The following is an 18,658-nucleotide window of genomic DNA, read 5'->3' on the forward strand; positions in this document are numbered from 1 at the left end:
CCCACCCACGCGCGCAGATCGGAGAAGTGCAGGGCTTCCCCGCCGAAGACCACCCAGCGCAGCGGCAGCAGGTCGGCGTGGCGGATGTCCTCCGCCCACAGCGGCTGAAAGGCGGTGGGTGTCTGGCTCAACACGGTGACCTGCTCGTCTCGGAGCAGCCGCCGGAAGGCCGCCGGGTCCTTGGCGGTCTTGGCCGGTACGACGACGAGGCGCCCTCCGTGGAGCAGCGCGCCCCACATCTCGAAGACGGAGACGTCGAAGGCGAAGGAGTGGACCAGCGTCCACACGTCCTCGGGACCGAAGTCGTACCCCTCCTCGCACGCGGCCAGCAGACTCAGCACATTGCCGTGAGAGACCTGCACGCCCTTCGGCCGGCCCGTGGTGCCGGAGGTGAAGATGATGTACGCCCGTGTGTCCCGGCCGATGGCGACGCCGGGTTCCTCCTCCGCGGCGGGTTCCGGGAGTGGATCGTCCACATAGAGGGCGGCGACGCCGTCGGGTACTTGTCCGGCGAGGGACCGGGAGGTGATCACGGCTGCGGGCTCCGCGTCCTCGACGATCAGCTCCAGACGGGCACGCGGCGTCTCCGGATCCAGCGGGACGTACGAGGAACCGGTGCGGACCACGGCGAGCGCGGCCGCGACCGTCCATGCCGACCGGTCCAGCAGAACGCCCACCGGGCGTCCTGGCTCTGCGGACCGCTCGCGCAGCGCCGCCGCCAGCCGAGCGGCGGTCTCGTCCAGTTCCCGGTACGTCCAGCTCCGCTCCGCGTCGGTCACCGCGACACGCTCCGGGTGTGCCGCCACTGCTCCGGCGAACGCCTCCACCAGAGCGGTGGCGGAAGACAAGGTGGTGCGCCGGGTCTCGTTGCGCTTCATTGCAGACCTCCGGAATTCCGTCTCAGGTTTGGGGGAAAGCGATCAGTTCTCGCAGGGCGGCCATGAACTCCTCGCGCACGAGCGCTGCTTCGCTCTCCAGGACCAGGTCCCGCTGGTACTGGAGGCGGAACACCAGACGGTCGCCGTGGCGGGTGCCGTAGAGGCTGAACGCGAACGACACGTCGCGGGGCGGCAGGTCGTACGCCTCCAGCTCGACACCGCCGTAGGTCTGGCGGCAGCCGCTCCACGGAACGGCGAATCCGTCGTCGAGCCAGCCGCCGACCGACTGCTGAAAGGTCAAGGTCGCCTGGAAAAGGGGGTGTTGTCCGTGCCGTTCCGGCGCCAGGGCCCTGATCAGGCGGGACAGGGGGATGTGCGCCGTGTCCAGAGCCGTGCGCAACTCCCGCCAGGTGCGCTCCGCCAGGTCGTCGAGAGCGTCGCCTGCGCGGAAGTCGCCCAGCAGCGGCAGCATGTTGACGAGGTAGCCGACGGTCTCGGCGTAACGCCAGTCGTTTCGCCCGTGGTACGGCGTGCCGATGACGATGCGCCGGTGTCCGGTGACCCGGTGCAGCGCACGCAGGTAGGCGGTGGCGAAGAGGACGAACGGAGTGTGCCCGCGTGCCCGGCCGTGCTCGTGCAGACGCCGTGTGGTCGCGGCGTCCACCGCGAAGTCGACCAGTCCCGCCGGGTTGCGTCGGCGCCGCTTCGGCGACTCCCGGGGAAACAGCACCTGGTCGCGCAGTGGGTGCCACCGCTCGGTCAGGGCAGCGAGGTCCCTCTTCGCCGTCTCGGAGTCCAGTACGTCCTTCTGGGCGCCCGCCCACTCGATCGCCCCGGCGCGTGTGACGGCGGGAAGGGCACCGGAGGTGTCGTCGACGTCCAGCACGTCGGCCAGCATCTCGGCCATCACGATCCGCAGCGACCAGTAGTCGACGACCACGTGGTGACAGGTGATCAGCAGCAGGGTGCTGGTCGGTGTGAGAACGGCGGCTGCCCGCACCAGGGGGCCGGACGTCAGGAGGAAGCGCCGGTGGGCGACGCCCTCCAGGAAGCGGCGGGCCTCCTGCGGGTCCTCGGTCTCCTGCTCCTGTAGCTGGAAGTCCAGCGGGAGGCTCTCGTGCACGATCTGGGTGCCGGTGCCCAGCGGGCCCAGTGTGGTCCGCAGGGCGGGGTGCCGGGTGATCGCGGCGGCGACGGCGGCGCGCAGGCGGTCCGGGTCCAGCGGACGGGCGACGCGTACCGCCGTCGGCAGGATGTTGGCGGTGTCTTCCGGGTGCAGTTCGTCGTGGAAGGCGAGTTGTGTCTGGCCGTCGGACGCCGGATGGGTTCCCGCGGTGTCGTCCGGTACCGCGGTGGAGGGCAAGGTGGTGGGGAGCGGGGTGACGGCGAGTTCTTCGGCTATCTCCGCGAGGGAGCGGTCGCCGTAGAACAGGCCGGCCTCGACCGGCCGCTGCAGGAGCCGCTCCGCTCCGCCCTTCAGCGCCACGAGTTTGAGCGAGTCCAGACCGAGTGCCGCCAGGGGCTGATGCTGGTCCTCCGGGGTCAGTTCGTATCCCAGGTGGGCTGCGGCGAGCCGGCCGAGTGTGTCCCGCAGCGCTTCCCGGCCTGTCTCCGGCTCAGCGGCCGGGGTGCCGGCGGGCGCGGGGCGGGGCCGCCGGACGAGGCGCAGGGTGCCGTCGAGATGGCGTTGTCCGGTCTCGGCCCGGCGGATCTTCCCGCTGGACGTCTTGGGCAGGGAGCCCGGAAAGACGAAGACCACGTCGGAGAGGTGCACGTCGCACTCCGTGCCGACCGCTCGTCTTACCCGCTCGGCCCACGCGTGCGCCGTGCGTTCGTCGGAGCGCAGCGCGGCCACGCCGTCGCGGGTCACCTCCAGCACCAGGACGACGTCCCGCTTCCCCGGGTCCGGCTGGAACGCGGCGGCGGCGCCCCGGCGCAGGTACGGGGAGCTGAGGGAGGCGACGCTCTCGATGTCGTGCGGATGGAAGTTGCGTCCGGCGACGATGATGAGGTCCTTGCTCCGCCCCACCGGAAAGAGCTGCCCGTCCTTGACGGCACCGAGGTCCCCGGTGCGCAGGAACGTACCCGGATGCCCGGCGACGCGGGCGCGGAAGGTCTCCTCGGAAGCCGCGGGGTCGTTCCAGTAGCCCTGCGCGACGCTCGGGCCGCGCACACAGATCTCCCCCACGGCCTCGTCCGGCAGGCTCGCGCCGTCCTCGCCGCGGATGACGACGGTGGTACGGAGGGCGGCCGCGCCCGAGGAGACGATCGCGACAGTGTTCTCCGTCCCCTCGGCGGCGTCCTGGAGCCGCCCCTTCTCCAGAGCGCTCCGGTCGAACAGCCCGGCCCTGTGGCCCGCCCCGGGTTCGGCTCCGGAGACGAAGAGGGTGGCCTCCGCCAGGCCGTAGCAGGGGTAGAGGGCATTCGCGGCGAAGCCGTGCTCGGCGTAGCGGTCGGCAAAGCTCCGCAGGGTCTGCTCGCTGACGGGTTCGGCTCCGTTGAAGGCGATCCGCCAGGAGCTGAGGTCCACTCCGGCCAGCCGGGCGGGATCGTAGCGGTCGACGAGAAGCTGATACGCGAAGTTGGGCCCGCCGGAGCAGGTGGCGCCGAAGCGGGCGATCGCGGTCGGCCAGATCATCGGATCGTGGACGAAGGCGAAGGTGTTGAGCAGCACGGACGGAATGCCGTAGAAGAGCGGCAGCAGCGCGGTGCCGATCAGCCCCATGTCGTGGTACATCGGCAGCCAGCTGAGGATGACGTCGTCGGGGCGGACGCCGAAGCCGTCGGTGATCGCCGTCTCGTTCTCCACCAGGTTGCCGTGGCTGACCATCACGCCCTTGGGCTGGCCGGTGGATCCGGAGGTGTACTGCAGGAAGGCGAGGTCCGTGCCGTCGAGTTCGACCGGCCGGAACAGCGCGGGATCGGTCGTCAGCATGGCCTCGACGGTGTGCACCCCGGGGGTGCCCTCCGTGCCCTCCGGCGGGAACATCTCGCCCAACTGCCCCGCGAGTTCGTCGGTGGTGAGCACGTGCGTGGGTCGGCAGTCGTCGGCCACCGCCGCGATGCGGTCCAGCTTGGCGCCGGGCCGGGGCGCGTAGAGCGGCACCGCGACGACGCCGGAGTACAGGCAGCCGAGGAACGCCGTCAGGTAGTCGAGTCCGGGCGGGAACAGCAGCAGGACCCGGTCGCCGGGACGGGCCGTCTGCTGGAGGTGTGCCGCGACCTTCAGCGCGGACCGTTGCAGCTCCCGGTAGTCGACGGTGCGTTCCACTGCGAGTTCGGGGCCGACGAAGGTGTACGCGGTGGCGTCCGGCCGTTCCCGGGCCCAGTGGGAGAGGGCGGCCGGGATCGAGGTGAACGCGACGGGTGGGCGGGTCCTCGGCTCCGTCATCGTGCCGTCCTCCCTTCCGTTGCCGAACGGTTCGGCTCCGGCGAGGTGTCCCGGATCCGGGGTGTGAGTCGGTCGAGTGCGTCGGCGCAGGTCTTGGTGACCTGGGTGGGTGAGTCGCCGTGGGCGATGACGTAGCCCAGACGGTCGTAGGCGTCGCGGGGCGGGCGCACGGCGGTTCCCGGGCGGGCGGTGACGACGACGCGGTCGACGCCGTCGATGTCGCGTGCCTGCTCGGCTCCGTCGACCCCGGCGAACTCGCCTTCCCGGTCGGCGAGGAGGAACTGGATGCCGGCGTGGCGGCTCGGCTCGGGGACCGGCTCGGGGGGCTGCCCCAGGGCGACACGCACCTGCTGTTCGAGGAGTTCCGTACCGGTGGCCAGTCGGATGAGTTCCGGGATCATGCCGCCGGCCATCCGGGCGTTGATCTCGACGAGGGCCGGGCCGTCCTCGGTGAGCCGTACCTCGGTGTGCGTGGCGCCCAGCTCGATGCCGACCGCCTCCACGGCGCGGCGCACGATGTCCTCCAGTTGCCCCGCCACCGTGGGCGAGAGCGGAGCGGGGAAGAGGTGGCGGTGCTCAACGAAGTACGGGGAGCCGGTGACGCTCTTCTCGGTGATGCCGATGCAGCGGGTCTCCCCCTTCCAGCTGAACATCTCCACGCTGAACTCGGGTCCGTCCAGATACTGCTCGATCAGCGCGGTCCCGGCCGTGGGCAGGCCCCGCGCGTTGACCCGGACGGCGAGGATCCGCTCGACCTGCGCCTCTGCCTGTTCCCGGGTCGCGCACAGCAGCACGTTCGTGGAGCCGGACTCGTCCGCCGGCTTGACCACACATGGCAGGCCGACCGCGTCGACCGCCGCGGCCACCGAGGCGACGTCGGTCACGGCGGTGAAGCGCGGCTGCCGTACCTGGGCGGAGCTCAGCTTCTGCCGCAGCACCGACTTGTCGCGGCAGGCGGCCACCGCCGGAACAGGGTTGCCCGGCAGCGCCAGCCACGCCGCGAGGTCGGCCACCAGCGGGACGTAGAAGTCGCTGGTGGTGGTGATACCCGCGATCTCCTCCCGGCGGAAGCGGTCCTGGATGGTGCGGCGCAGCTCTACCAGGGAGTTCGTGTCGCAGACCAGCACCTCGCACTCCGCCTCGGCCAGGCCGGCGTACCGCTCGGGTTTGCTGGTCAGGAGGACGGCTTCGTGTCCGAGCCGGCGCGTCGTCTCCAGCGCGAGCATGCCGGTCCCCGTGGTGTTGGACTCCACGAAGAGAAGGTGCCGACGCAGCCCGGAGGTGCCGTCACCCTCACGTGGGGTGCGGGACCACCCGTGCACGACCCGGCCCGGCTCGACGACCTGGGAGGCGGATGCCGTGCCCAGGTCGTGCAGTCCCCGCTCCTTCCAGTACGGGTCGCTGTACACGGTGTTGACGTAGCGGTCGCCGCGGTCCGGGAGGATTCCGACGATGCGGGTGCCCGGCTCGGCACGGGCGGCGAGGTCGCACAGCACCCGGTACACCGACCCTGAGGTGTTCCCGGCGAAGATCTGCTGTTCCCTGGCGAGGGCTCGGGTGGACTCGAACGCCTCGGCGTCGTTGAGCCAGTGCACTTCGTCGATCAGGCGGCGGTCGAGGTTCTTCGGCAGCAGGCTGTTTCCGAGGCCGCTCTGCAACCTGCCCGGCAGGTCGGGCTGACCGAAGAGCACACTGCCGACGGCGTCGACCCCCACCACGGTCAGGTCCGGCAGCGTGTCCCGCAGGGCACGGGCGGTGCCGCAGAGGGATCCCCCGCTGCCCACCGAGCCGACGAGTACGTCGATCGGCCCGAGGTCGTCCAGGATCTCGTCGGCGAGCAGGCGGTAGGCGCCCGGGTTGTCGGGATTGGTGTACTGCTGGGGCCAGAAGGCACCCGGCAGGGTCGCGAGCAGGCGGTCGAGCAGTTCGAGCCGGGCGCTCTGCCACCCGTGTTCACTCATCGCCTCCACAACATGGACATGGCATCCCAGTGCGTGCAGCTTGGCCAGGGTGACCTCGTCGATCCGTGGGTCGGTGACTATGTGCACGTCATGGCCAAGAGCGGTCCCGACCAGGGCGACGCCCAGCGCCATGGTTCCAGAGGAACTCTCGATGATGGGCGCGCCGTCGCGGAGGGCGCCGGTGCGCTTCGCCTCGAGGATCATGTTCCGGGCGACGCGGTCCTTCATGGCGAACAGGTTCTGCAGTTCGAGCTTCGCGCAGACCTCGACGCCGTGGGCGCCGGCCACACGAAGGCGTACCAGCGGTGTGTGCCCGATGGCGTCAACCACACTGTCGAAGAGCATGTTCAGGTCCCTGGGTTGTGGCCGACGGATGTGGTGAACGGTGCTTCGGGGGTTTCTGGATCCTCGAATCTCCCCGGAGCGTCGGATCTCTGGCCCTCCGGCCCCAGCGAGCGGTAGACGGACACGCTCCCGGTGAACGCGGCGCACGATTTCCGGACGTACTCGACGCGATCGGTCTGCTCGTCCTCGTCACCGGGGAGAAGCACACCGAGATTCGTCCCGCTGTGGGCGAGCACCAGTCCGAGCCCGTCGACGTCCCTGCAGATGCGCAGCAGATCACCGAAGTGCTTTCTGGGAGAGAGGGTGTCGCTCATTTCCGCGCTCCGGGTGGCGATATCCCCCACCGTCCGGAGGTCGCCGGCCTCGACAGCGACCGTGAGTTCCCTCAACAGATGCGCGTACTCTCGCTTTTCGGCTTCGCTGCGCGGTTTCCTCGACTGATTGAACTGGACGGTGTCCACCCTTCCTCCGGCGTCGTGGGCGACGATCGTGAGAGGCGGAAGGAATCCCAGTTTCTCGCGCAGTCGCACTTCCCGGTGGTAAAAGGAGACGATTCCCGGGTACATCACGCCGTCCGACGGCTCGATGCCGCGCAGGAACGACTCGGTCTCCCTCTCCGTGAGTCGTACCCCCATCGCCTCGCCGACGGCACGCGCCGTGGCCACCAGATCGGCGGAGGAGCTGGCGAGCCCCTTTCCTTCGGGCAGGTCGGTGGTGATGGTCAGATAGCCGCCGCCGTGCCGGCCGTGGGCCCGCAGGATGCGTTCCGCGAGCAACCGGGACTTGGTCTTGTGCGATGGCCGGACCATCACCTCGCGGCACGAGGAGGCGAACCGGAATTCCGCGGTGGAGGATCTGGTGATCGGAAAGGTGACGAGAAAGTCCAGATCGTTCTCGGGCAGCACTCCCTGCAACAGTTCACCGAAGGTTCCGTTCGCGGCACCGACGCCGACGCCTTCTTCCTCGAAGGAGCCGTACGGCGATACCTCGGGCTGTTCACATGGCGGTCCAGTCATCTGCTCCCCGTGTCCGTACCGAGTCGGCGCGGTCGCCGGATACCGAGTTGACGATCGATTTCTCCGAGCGCGCCTCGGACCCGCTCGTCGCGCCGTCTCCACTGGGCGCGCTGCTCGTCGAGGTGAGCGGCGTTCTCGGCCAGCAGCTCACGCACCGCGTCGGGGTGCGCCGACCCGGCCGACCGTTTCCGGCGCAGGCTCTCCTCCACGTCGAAGGCCACGGCCAGGGCACGTTGGGGTTCCGCCAGGTCGAAGCCGTGCTTGAGTGCGACCTCGCGCAGCAGTTCGGGGTCGGTGTCACGTGGCGACAGACCTCGGCCGGAGGCGGCGACGATGTACTGGCCTGCGATGACCTGGGCTCTGCGCCAGGGCACGTTCTCGTCGAGGGTCAGCAGGTTGGCGAGGGTGAAACCGCCGAGGTACTCGCGTTCGCAGACCTCCCGCATCCGGTCCTCGCGGAAGCGGAGGTTGTCCAGCACGGTGCCGAGCAGGCTCAGCACGCTCCGTACGGCGACGAAGGCGGAATGGAGATGCGCGCCGGCCTCCTTGGAGACCTCGACCGAGTTCGAGTACGGCGTGTTGCGCTGGCCGAGGACGAGGTCGAGGTGGAAGGCGCTGAGGTGGGCGGTTCTGCCCCGGATCCGTTCCAGGATCGGGAAGTTCTTCTTCTGCGGCATCGCGGAGGAGATGCCGGACAGGTCGTCGGGAAGGTCGATGAATCCGTACTCGCTGCTTCCCCAGCTCATGAGGTCGGTGGCAAAGCGGCTCAGCGAGACTCCGAGGACGGAGAATTCGGCGGTGATCTCCACCGACCAGTCCCGGGAGGCCACAGCGGCGAGGGCATGCCGCCGGACGGCACGGAATCCGAGGAGATCGGCCATGCGGCCGCGGTCCCAGGGCAGTTCCTGCCCCGCCATGGCACCGGCGCCCAGCGGACTGACGTCGATCCCGTCATAGGTGGAGAGCAACCGCGTCAGCGAGTGGACCGTCTGCTCGCAGAGGGCCGCCAGATAGAAGCCGGGCGTGATGATCTGCGCGGTCTGGAGGTGGGTGTAGCCGGGCATGGGGATGTCGAGCGTGCGCGAGGCCACTCGGTGCACGGTCTGAGCGAAGTCGAGGAGTTGCTCGGCGGTGCGGAGCAACTGTTCTCGGCCGAAGAGGAGTTGGGCGCACGACTGGAAGTCGTTACGGCTGCGATCCACATGCCATCCGGGGACGGGGCCGGCGAGACGTTCCTCGACGAAACGTTCCAGCGCGAACGCGATGTCCGACATGTTGTCGTCCGGGCTGGCCCGGATGCGTTCGGCGGTGACTTCGCAGAGCAGACTCCCCAACTCCCGCACTGCTGCCGGGGAGATGATTCCCATTCGCCCGTACTCGATCGCGAGTACCTTTTCGATGGCGACGTACCACGGGAGGAGGTGTTCGGCCTCGTAGTGGAACTGCGGAGCAAGTATCTCGTCGTGGAGCAGAGCGCTCGGCGCCAAGGTGATACGCCCGCTGATAGGGGCGGATGATTGTCCTGATAAGGACGTCACACGGTCCTGCTCGGAAATTTCGTTCACCTCCGTGAGAATCCGCAATCGCAGACCGGTTCTGCTAGGAAGCGGCCTGGTAGGTCGTCTGCATCTTCCACGAGAACCATTGCCCGACGGTTACCTGGTCGAGATCCGCCGCCGTGGTTCCCGCCGCGAGCGGTTGCATCGGTTCGATCGAGGTGTCGTGATTCGGCAGATAGAAGAACGGAATGGAGATCCGCGACGATGTGTTCCCCGGCTCCGGATTGACGACCCGGTGCACGGTCGACATCCAACGGCCGCCTGTCCAGAAGGCCATCAGGTCACCGATGTTCACCACAAAGCTGCCCGGAATGGCCGGGACGTCCAGCCAGTCCCCTTCGCCGCGGAGCACCTGGAGACCGCCGAGGGCGTCCTCCACGTACAGCACGGTCAGGCTGCCCCAATCGGTGTGGGCGTCACGGCGAAGCTGATCCGCCTCCGGCTCCGGGTAGTAGTAGTTCGCCAGCAGCAGTGACACGTGCTCGTCGAACTTTTCGTCGAAGAAGTCCTCGTCCAGCTCCAGCGCCACCGCGAACAGCCGCATGATGTCGGCCGACAGCCCTGTCATGGCAGCGATGTACTCGTCCCAGGTCGCCTTGAAATCGGCGTCCGGCCAGATGTTCGCCGCTTTCCACGTTGCCGGGTAGTCACCGAGTTTCGAGCGTTCCTCCTCGCTCAGGTCCCCGGTCACGTGCGCCGCGAACGCCTCGTAGGGTCCGCCGGGGCGGCGCAGCCCGGAGACCCCGGCGCCCGTGTTCGCACTCAGCTCCTTCTCCGCTTCCGGTCGCGTGAAGAATCCCTTCGTCGTGGTGTACATGCGGTCCACGAGATCCTTCGGCACGCCGTGCCCGACGATGGTGAAGAAACCCGAGGTCTCGCAGGCCCGCCGGATCGCGGCGGAGATCTCTTCGCGGCCGGCTTCGGTGTTCCGGGCGGACAGGTCGATGACCGGTACGAATTCGTCTGCCATGACAGCTCCCTCATCCGGGCGGCTTTCAGCGCCGCGCCTCTTGCAGAAGTCGGTGTTCCTCACAGAGACACAAGGCTCCGTGCGGGCTTGAGCCGTGTTGCGCGCCTGGCCGCCAGGACCCCCGCGCCGGTCGCGCCACCGACGGACACCAGGGCTGCGGCACCCAGCGCGGTGAGGCTGACGCTGACGGGCAGCCCGGTGCCTTCGGTCTCCGGAGCCTCGCCGTGCCCTCCCACGGAGGGCGGAGCGGAGAAGAGGTCGGGAGCGGGGACGTACGAGAGCAGGCCGGCCAGGGCCGTACCGACCGCGATGCCCACAGCGGCGCCTACGAGGCCGAGGACCATGGCCTCGACACGGAAGACCCTGACGACATGGGAACGCCTCCAGCCCACCGCCATGAGCAGCCCGATCTCACGGGTACGTTCCGACACCAGGCCGCGCAGTGCCGTCCAGCTCAGCACCAGGCCGCCGATGCCGCCGACGACCGCGGCGATGCTCGAGAAGCGGGCGGAGATACGGCCGACGGCTCCCATGATCTGCACCAGGCTGTCGGGGGTGATGGCGCTCACCTGGCCGACGCGGTCGGTGATCCCGGCGGTGACGGCTTCGGTGTCGGCCGAGTTGCCCACCTGCACATGCACCTGGTTGACCTGGTCGGCTGCCAGACCGGCGAGTTCCTGGGCCTCGGCGAGCGGAAGGTAGATGTTCGAGGCCGCCGTCTGCGCCGAGTCCTTGATCTCGACCACGCCGACCACCGTGAAGCTGCGCTCACCGACCTTGACGCTCTGGCCCACCTTCGTGTCGTAGAACGCCGCATAGTGGCGGTCGAGGACGGCGACGCCCCGCTCACCGGTGCGCAGGGAGCGGCCCGCGATCAGGTTGTGGTCCAGGATCCGGCCCGGGCCGACAGTCCGCTCCCCGGGGTCGACTCCGGCGATGGTGGTGGTCGAGCGCGCCCCGAAGTCCCAGATCTGCAGCGAGCCCACGGCGGCGTCGACGCCGGGTACGCCACCCATCTCCCGCACCTCGCCACTGTCGAAGGTGGCCAGGCCGAACGGCTGCCGTACACCGCGTCCGGTCTGCTCCGAGGGCGTGCCGCCGTCCGGCCGGGTGACGACCAGGTCAGCGGCGATACCCGCCAGCGGGGCGCGAGCGGCCTCGCGGAACCCGGAGCCGAGGGAGGTGAGGGCGATCAGCAGGGCCGCTCCCAGCGCCACCGCGCCCACCACGGCGAGAGCTCGCCGACGGCGAAAGCGCAGCTGAGAGCGGGTGTAGAGGTTCACCGCGGTCATCAGCCCTTCGTCCGCTGCCGTAGGGCGGCGTCGAGATCCTCGATCTCCCAGTCGCCCTCGGCGCTCTTGACGGGGGCCTCGCCGGCCGGGAAGCCCTTGAAGCTGACCTTTCCGTCGATCACGACGGCGATCGCGACATGGCCGGTCAGGTCGTGCTCATCGGTGAACTCCTTGCCTGCCGGGGTGTCGGCGTCGTACCGGGAGACGCTCACCTTGCCCTCGTAGCCGGCGAGGACCTCCTCGATGTCCTTCAGGACCGGCTGCACGGGCGGGTGGTTCAGGTACACCAGGTCGACGTCCACGCCCGCTGCGGACTTGTCGGCCTTTCCCTTGTCCTCGCCACCGCAGCCCGCGGCAGCGAGAACCGCGCTCAGCGCGAGCGCGGCGATGAGTTTGCGGTTCATGCGACTTCCACTCCGTCCTGCAACCTGATCTGTCGGTCGGCGGCGGCGGCCACCTTCTCGTCGTGGGTGACGACGACCAGTGCGAACCCCGTCTCCTGGCGCAGCCGTTGGAACATGTCGAGGATTTCCTGGCCCGTGGAGCTGTCCAGGTTGCCCGTGGGTTCGTCGGCGAGAATCAGCGTCGGTTCACCGACCAGCGCCCGCGCGATGGCGACCCGCTGCTGCTCCCCGCCGGAGAGCTGACCGGGGCGATGGGTCGTGCGGTGTCCGAGGCCCACCTGCTCCAGGCGCTTCCGGGCCTGTTCGTGGCGCTCGGCGGCGCTCATGCGCAGGGGGTACAGCGGGACGGCCACGTTCTCCAGCGCCGACAGTGTGGGGATCAGATGGAATGCCTGGAAGACCAGCCCCACGTGCTCTCGGCGCCAGTCGGCCAGGGCGTCCTCTCCGGTGGGCAGGGCGTCGCCCCGGCTGCTGATCCGTCCCGCGTCGGGCGAGTCCAGTCCGGCGAGGAGGTTGAGCAGCGTGCTCTTCCCTGATCCCGACCGGCCCACGATCGCCAGGAACTCGCCGACGTGGATGGTCAGATCGATGCCGGCCACCGCGGTGACGTCGCCGAAGGACTTGCGGATCCCCTCGGCCTTCAGGGCTTCACTGGACACGCCATGCCTCCATGGGTTTGATGCCTGCCGCGCGCCTCGCGGCGAACACACTGACCAGCGCGGCCGCGACCAGGCTGGCCAGGGCAGCGGCGGCAATCAGAAGCACGTCGAGCGAAGCCCGCAGCGGGACGGTGAGGGACAGTTGCCGGGCTCCTCCGGCGAGGAAGTGGGGTGTGGGGCTGAGCTCCCAGGGGACCGGGACGGTGACCTGGGTGCTGCTCAGTGCCCAGGTGATCCCCACGGCCGCCAGAACGCCGATCACCAGGCCCAGCATCGTGATGGCCGTCGTCTCCGCGGTGAGCTGGGCGGTCACCGAGCGGCGTGGCCAGCCCACGGCACGCAGTACGGCGACGTCCCGGCGCCGCTCGGCGAGGTTGGCGCCGACCGTACGTGCCAGCCCGGCCGCCGCGACGAGCAGGGCGGCGATGCCGACGAGCAGGCCGAACCGGTCGATCAGGGAGAAGGTCGAGCCCAGGGCGTCGTCGAAGGACTGCGGCGTGGTGATGAGGCTGTCCTCGCCGAGTCCGGCGGCGATGTCGCGGGCGACCGCTTCGCTCTGGGCGGGCTGGGCGGTGACGAAGACCATGTTGATGTCCGTCGGGCCGGAGATCCCCGCGGCGGCGGTTATCCTCTGCGCGTCGGGCAGGGTGAGGTAGGCGTTGGCATTGGCGATCTGTCCGGCCCTGCTGGTGTCGACGAGGCCGACCACCTCGAACGCCCGGCCCGCGATGGGGAATCTGTCACCGGTCTTGATCTGCTTCTGCTCCGCGTAGCTGAGGTCGAGCACCACGGCACCGGAGTCCTCGGGTTCGAGGAAGCGGCCGTCGCGCAGCCCGGCGCTGAGCCGGCCCGGCCCGATCCGCTCCGCCGGATCCATGCCCAGCGTCACGACCAGGTCCTCGTCCTGGAAGGACCAGAAGATCAGGGCCCTGCTCGTCGCCTCGACGCCCTCCGTGGCGGCGATGGACGCCGCCTCCTCGTCGGTGATCGCCGCTGCGGAGTGCGGGAAGACAGCGCCCTCGAACGCCTTCGGCCGGTCGCCCTCGCGCTGGGCCACGATGTCGGTGCCGATCTCGGACAGCGGGGCTCTGGCCGCTTCACGGTAGCCGGTGCCGTACGCCTGGAGGCTCAGGAAGAGCGCGAGTCCGATGGCAAGACTGACCGCACCGGTGAGTGTCCGGATGGGCCGGCCCTTCAACTCAGCCCATACCAGAGTGAATCGGGGCACTGTTTCCTCCTTCACATGAGGTGGTGGGCAAGGAGCCGGAGCAGCCCGAAGGCGGCGCCCGCGGCGACGAGGGCGAGGGCGGACTGGGGCCGGCGCCACAAGACCAGGGCGGCGGCCGCGGCGAGGCCGGCGGTGAGCGGGTCGATGATCCCGGTCCGGGCGAACTCGACGGTGACCCCGGCGAGCACACCGATCGAGCCCAGAGTGATGCCGTCGAGGAGAGCGCGGGTCCAGTCGTGGGCGCGGATGAAACGCAGCAAGGGGCCCGCCGCCACCATCAGCGCGAAGGACGGCAACACCACGACGACGGTGACGACGAGGGCGCCCAGCGGCCCGCCCAGGGTGTAGCCGAGGAAGGTCGCCGTGTTGAGCACGGGTCCCGGGGTCACCTGCCCCACCGCGATGGCGTCCAGGAGTTCCGTCTCGGTGATCCAGCCGCGGTCGACCACCAGCTCCCCGCGCAGCAGCGCCATCAGCACGGCCCCGCCGCCGAACAGCAGCGCACCGGCCTTGAGGAACACTCCGGCCAGCGAGACCAGATCGGTGTTCCCCGTGGGAGCGGCCAGCGGAAGCATCAGGGCACCCCGTGTGTTCCGCCGTGCGGTGTGCCGGAACCGGGCCACCAGCGCGAGAACCCCCGCGACGGCGAGGAGGAGGATCTCATCGACTCCGAGGACGTACGCGAGAGCCACGGCGGCCATGAGGGCGGCACGCAGCGGTCGCCGGAGCTTGGCGGTTTTCGCCAGCCGGACGACCGTCCAGGCCGTGACCGCGACGACCACCGGCTTGATGCCGTACAGCAGCCCGGTGACCGCGGGGGTGGTTCCGTACTCCACATACAAGGCACCCAGCAGCGTGGCGAGGAGGGCGCCGGGAAGGATGAACGCCACGCCGCCGAGCACGAAGCCCGCCCGCCCGGCCCGGCGCTGGCCGATGTGCATGGCCATCTCGACCGCGTTCGGGCCGGGCAGGACACTGACCATGCCGGTCAGATCCAGGAATTCGCGCTTGTCGATCCATTTCAGGCCGAGTACGACCTTGCTGTGGACCAGCCCCATGGTGGCCGCCGGTCCGCCGAACGACAGCGAGCCGATGCGCAGGAACACCCAGAAGACCTCGGCTGCCGCCCGGCCCCGCGCAGGTTGCCGTACTTCGGTCATGCCGGGAACACCTCGATCTCGGTGGCCTTCACCGAGGCCCAGACCTGGTCACCGGGGCCCAGGCCGAGTTCGGCGAACGCCTCGGCGGTGACCTCGGCGACGAGCGGGGGCTTGCCGGTCAACGCGACCCGCAGCACGTCGCGTTCGACGTCCAGGCTCTCGATCTGGCACGCCCAGGCGTTGCGCGGCGAACCACCGGGGCGTTCGCGGTGCAGGGCAACGGAGCGGGGCCTGATGCCGGCCCACACATCACCGTGCTGGTCGTCGGGCACGACCAGGGGGAAGCCGCCGTCCACGGTCAGCCGGCCGCCCTCGACCCAGCCGCGCAGCAGGTTGACGCCGACGAACTGGGCGACGTACTGGGAGCGCGGGTGTGCCGTCACCTCGGCCGGGGTGCCGCTCTGGACCACCCGTCCGTCCTGCAGGATGATCAGCCGGTCGCCGAGGGTGAAGGCTTCCGTGGGGTCGTGGGTCACCACCAGCCGTACACCGGGGAAGGAGCCCAGCGCGCGCTGCAGGTCGCGGCGCATCTCGGCGCGCATGCCGACATCGAGGGCGGACAACGGCTCGTCCAGCAGCAGCATTTCCGGCGCCACCGCCAGCGCCCTGGCCATGGCGACCCGCTGCGCCTGGCCACCGGACAGCTCGGCGGGTCGCGCCGCGGCCCGGTCGGCCAGCCCCAGCCGGTCCAGCCACTCGGCGGCCCGCCGGGACGCCTCGCGGCGGGGCACCCGGCGGCAGCACAGGCCGAAGGCGACGTTGTCCACGGCGCTCAGGTTCGGGAAGAGGCGCAGATTCTGGAAGACCACGCCGACCGGACGGCACTCGGGCGGTACGAACGTCCTGGCAGCCGGATCGTCGAGCACCCGACCGTTCAGACTGAGCCGTCCGGCGTCGAGACGATGGAGTCCGGCCAGGGCACGCAGCAGCGTGCTCTTCCCGGCGCCGTTGGGTCCGAGAATGGCGACGGTCTCCCCCTCGCCGACCTCGATGTCGACGTCGAGGTCGAAGGTTCCGTTCACGACGCGCATCTGTGCTGTGAGGGTCACAGGCCACCTGCCCATTGCTTGCGCAGACCGATCAGAATGCTCAGGGAGACCGCCAGGAGCAGCAGGCTGAGGACGACGGCTGCTTCGGGGCTCTGCTCCAGGGCGACGTAGACCGCGAGCGGAAGGGTCTGGGTGGTGCCCGGGAGGTTGCCGGCGAAGGTGATGGTGGCGCCGAACTCGCCCAGGGCACGCGCCCAGCACAGGACCGCCCCCGAGAGGAGTGAGGGACGGATCTGCGGCAGGGTGACCCGCCGGAAGACCGTCCACGGGCTCGCGCCGAGGGTCCGGGCCGCCTCCTCCAGCTGACGGTCCGCGGACTGCAGCGCGCCGCACACCGTCAGTACCAGGAAGGGCATCGCCACGAACGTCTCGGCGAGGATCACGCCGTGGGTGGAGAAGGCCAGGCGGATGCCGAACGTCTCGTCGAGGAACCGGCCGAAGACGCCCTCGCGGCCGAACGCCAGCAGCAGCGCCACACCGCCGACGACCGGCGGCATCACCACGGGCAGCGTGGTGATCGCGCGCAGGACCGAGCGGCCCGGCAGTTGGGTGCGTGTCAGGATCCACGCCACCGGAACGCCCAGCACCAGGCACAGCGCCGTCGCGCAGAGCGAGCACAGCAGGGAGACCTGGAGCGCCTCGCGGGCCTGCGGGGACCACAGTTGGGTGACGGCGTCGGCCCACGGGACACGCAGCAGCAGGGAGGCGAGGGGGGCGGCGAACAGCGTCAGCCCGAGACCGCCGAGCAGCATCACCGCCACCGCCAGCCACCGCGAGCGGCGGGCTCGCGGTGGCGGCGGAACCGCGGCGACCGGGGGTGGTGCTGTTACGGTCATAGCGGGTCCCGGAAACCGTGCTTCTTCAGGATCTCCTGGCCTTCGGAGGACAGCAGGAAGTCCAGGAACACCTTGGCACCGGCGGCGTTGTCCCCGGCATTGAGGACACCGGCGGGGTAGTGGGCCACGACGTTCTGGTCCTCGGCGATGGCCACCGCGTCCGCCTTGCCCGAGGCCGCCTTGGCGTCCGTGGCGTACACGATGCCGGCGTCCGCCTCCCCGAGCGTCACGCGGCTGACGACCTGCTTCACGTCGAGTTCCTCGCCGCCGCTCGGCACAGGCACATCCGCGCGCTCCAGCGCCTGGCGTGCGTACCGTCCAGCGGGCACCTGGGGCCCGCACAGCGAGACCGTCAGGCCCTCGCGGTTCAGGTCCCCCAGCCCGCGGATCTTCTCGGGGTTGCCCTTCTGGACGAGAAGGCTCAGCGTGTTGCCCGCGAAGCGCCGCACGGGGCCGTCGGTCAGGCCCGCGGCCACCGCCTTGTCCATGGTGGGCTCGTCGGCGGAGGCGAAGAGGTCCGCGGGAGCGCCGTTGCGCAACTGCGCCACCAGGGTGGAGGAGCCACCCAGGTTGAGCCGGATGTCCATGCCCGGATGCACCTTCGCGAACGCGCTCTTCGCGTCTTCGAGCGCGCCGCTGAGGGAGGAGGCGGCGAAGACGGTGACCTTCCTGGTCCCGTGTCCGCTGTGCTCGGTGCCGCCCGCGCTGCCGCATCCGGTCACCGCCAGGGCCAGCACGGCGGAGGTGACGGCCCTGGCGATCCACTGTCGTGCCATGCGGTCAGCCTCCGGCCATGGCGGGAACGACGTGGACTTCGTCCCTGTCGGTCAGGCCGGTCTTCTCCCCGTCCAGCGCGCGTATGTCGTCGCCGTTGACGAAGACGTTGATGTGCGGGAGGAGCCCGCCTTCCTTGCGGCGCAGGAGATCACGGACCAGGGGATAGCTGTCGAGGAGGTTGTCGAACACCTCGGACACCGTGGTGCCCGGTACCTCGACGGTCGCCTTGTTCTCGGTGTGCTTGCGCATGATGGTGGGGACGAAGATCTTCGGCATGGGATTCTCCCTCAACAGTCGTCGTCGTCGAGATGGCCGCAGACCGTGCAGTCCGGTCGGCGGGTCACATTGAGCAGCCGGGTCATGTTCGTGCGCAGGTCGAAGAACATCAGTTGTGAGTCCAGCGGCTCGGCGAATCCGGTGAGCACCTTGATCACTTCCATGGCCATCACGGTGCCGACCAGGCCGGGCGCCGTGCTCAGGGCCGGAAAGACCTTGATGTTCGTCCAGTAGTCGGGCTTGGTCGGGTAGATGCAGGACAGGCACGGCGTGCGGCCCGGCCTGACGGTGGTGATGTAGCCCTCCGTGTCGTACATCGCCCCGGAGACCAGCGGGATCCCGAGTTCGACGGCGGCCTTGTTGAGGGCGTAGCGCTCCTCGAAGAGCGGTGCTCCGTCCGCGATGAGGTCGGCGTCGCCCACCAGGCGGCGAACGTTGTCGTCGGTGACGTACTCCGGGTACGTGGTCACCTCGACATCGGGGTTGATCCGGTGGAGGCTGTCGGCGAACGCGTCCACGCAAGGGCGTCCGACGTCCTTGGGGTTGGCGAGCAGCATCCGGTTCAGGTACTCCGGAACGATCTCGCCGCCGTGCGCCACGGTGAGGCGGCCCACGCCGGCCATCGCGAGGTGCGTCGCGACCGTGCCGCCGACACCGCCACCGCGTGAGATGGCGACATGGGCGTCGCGGAGCCGGCGCTGGCCCTCTATGCCGAAGCCTTCCAGCCGGAGCTGGCGAGAGTATCGATCGAGCTGGAACTGGGTGAAGTCTGGCGCCTGAAGCGTCATCCTCATTCCCCCCGTTGTCCTGGATCGGCTGATTGTTCGAACAGCGACGACCGTAGAGGGACGCGGATC

Annotated in this window: 16 protein-coding genes; all 16 read right to left on the reverse strand. The window is 69.7% G+C overall.

All coding sequences use genetic code 11. The features are described 5' to 3' along the window. Window positions 1-878 (reverse strand): AMP-binding protein (locus ACFY9I_RS32535; protein WP_391008092.1); only part of this gene is annotated, 878 nt, incomplete at its 3' end. A gap of 22 nt (window positions 879-900) precedes the next feature. After that, window positions 901-4,269 (reverse strand): AMP-binding protein, encoded by a 3,369-nt coding sequence (locus tag ACFY9I_RS32540; RefSeq protein WP_391008094.1) that lies wholly within the window; start codon window positions 4,267-4,269, stop codon window positions 901-903. Then, entirely contained in the window at window positions 4,266-6,575 is a 2,310-nt protein-coding gene (locus tag ACFY9I_RS32545; protein WP_391008096.1) for a pyridoxal-phosphate dependent enzyme, read from the reverse strand. The genes ACFY9I_RS32540 and ACFY9I_RS32545 overlap by 4 nt, the downstream gene beginning before the upstream one ends. A gap of 2 nt (window positions 6,576-6,577) precedes the next feature. Then, window positions 6,578-7,693 (reverse strand): kinase, encoded by a 1,116-nt coding sequence (locus tag ACFY9I_RS32550; RefSeq protein ID WP_391008098.1) that lies wholly within the window; start codon window positions 7,691-7,693, stop codon window positions 6,578-6,580. Then, complete coding sequence (locus ACFY9I_RS32555) at window positions 7,588-9,078, reverse strand: lyase family protein (RefSeq protein ID WP_391008100.1); 1,491 nt, start codon at window positions 9,076-9,078, stop codon at window positions 7,588-7,590. The genes ACFY9I_RS32550 and ACFY9I_RS32555 overlap by 106 nt, the downstream gene beginning before the upstream one ends. A gap of 112 nt (window positions 9,079-9,190) precedes the next feature. Next, entirely contained in the window at window positions 9,191-10,120 is a 930-nt protein-coding gene (locus ACFY9I_RS32560) for a 2OG-Fe(II) oxygenase family protein (RefSeq protein ID WP_391008102.1), read from the reverse strand. A gap of 59 nt (window positions 10,121-10,179) precedes the next feature. Next, window positions 10,180-11,412 carry an ABC transporter permease gene (locus ACFY9I_RS32565; RefSeq protein ID WP_391008104.1) on the reverse strand — a complete coding sequence of 411 codons (1,233 nt, stop codon included), beginning with the start codon at window positions 11,410-11,412 and terminating at the stop codon, window positions 10,180-10,182. Continuing rightward, window positions 11,412-11,816 (reverse strand): hypothetical protein, encoded by a 405-nt coding sequence (locus ACFY9I_RS32570; RefSeq protein ID WP_391008106.1) that lies wholly within the window; start codon window positions 11,814-11,816, stop codon window positions 11,412-11,414. The genes ACFY9I_RS32565 and ACFY9I_RS32570 overlap by 1 nt, the downstream gene beginning before the upstream one ends. Further along, window positions 11,813-12,475, reverse strand: coding sequence for an ATP-binding cassette domain-containing protein (locus ACFY9I_RS32575; protein ID WP_391008107.1), 663 nt, complete (start codon window positions 12,473-12,475; stop codon window positions 11,813-11,815). Before ACFY9I_RS32575 ends, ACFY9I_RS32570 begins: the two co-directional genes overlap by 4 nt. Continuing rightward, on the reverse strand, window positions 12,465-13,703 hold the full coding sequence (locus ACFY9I_RS32580; protein ID WP_391008109.1) for an FtsX-like permease family protein: 1,239 nt from the start codon (window positions 13,701-13,703) through the stop codon (window positions 12,465-12,467). Before ACFY9I_RS32580 ends, ACFY9I_RS32575 begins: the two co-directional genes overlap by 11 nt. Window positions 13,704-13,714: 11 nt before the next feature. Further along, window positions 13,715-14,863 (reverse strand): chromate efflux transporter, encoded by a 1,149-nt coding sequence (chrA, locus tag ACFY9I_RS32585; protein ID WP_391008110.1) that lies wholly within the window; start codon window positions 14,861-14,863, stop codon window positions 13,715-13,717. Next, window positions 14,860-15,912: an ATP-binding cassette domain-containing protein gene (locus tag ACFY9I_RS32590; RefSeq protein WP_391008112.1), complete on the reverse strand. Its 1,053-nt coding sequence runs from the start codon at window positions 15,910-15,912 to the stop codon at window positions 14,860-14,862. The genes chrA and ACFY9I_RS32590 overlap by 4 nt, the downstream gene beginning before the upstream one ends. Continuing rightward, complete coding sequence (locus ACFY9I_RS32595) at window positions 15,909-16,748, reverse strand: ABC transporter permease (protein ID WP_391008114.1); 840 nt, start codon at window positions 16,746-16,748, stop codon at window positions 15,909-15,911. Before ACFY9I_RS32595 ends, ACFY9I_RS32590 begins: the two co-directional genes overlap by 4 nt. Beyond that, on the reverse strand, window positions 16,745-17,524 hold the full coding sequence (modA, locus tag ACFY9I_RS32600) for a molybdate ABC transporter substrate-binding protein (protein WP_391008116.1): 780 nt from the start codon (window positions 17,522-17,524) through the stop codon (window positions 16,745-16,747). The genes ACFY9I_RS32595 and modA overlap by 4 nt, the downstream gene beginning before the upstream one ends. Window positions 17,525-17,528: 4 nt before the next feature. Then, window positions 17,529-17,801 (reverse strand): ubiquitin-like small modifier protein 1, encoded by a 273-nt coding sequence (locus ACFY9I_RS32605; RefSeq protein WP_391008118.1) that lies wholly within the window; start codon window positions 17,799-17,801, stop codon window positions 17,529-17,531. An 11-nt stretch (window positions 17,802-17,812) separates the two neighbouring features. Beyond that, window positions 17,813-18,589 carry a ThiF family adenylyltransferase gene (locus ACFY9I_RS32610; protein WP_391008120.1) on the reverse strand — a complete coding sequence of 259 codons (777 nt, stop codon included), beginning with the start codon at window positions 18,587-18,589 and terminating at the stop codon, window positions 17,813-17,815. Between the last annotated feature and the right edge of the window lie 69 nt (window positions 18,590-18,658).

The organism is Streptomyces sp. NPDC012510, from assembly GCF_042955065.1.
GTDB lineage: Bacteria > Actinomycetota > Actinomycetes > Streptomycetales > Streptomycetaceae > Streptomyces.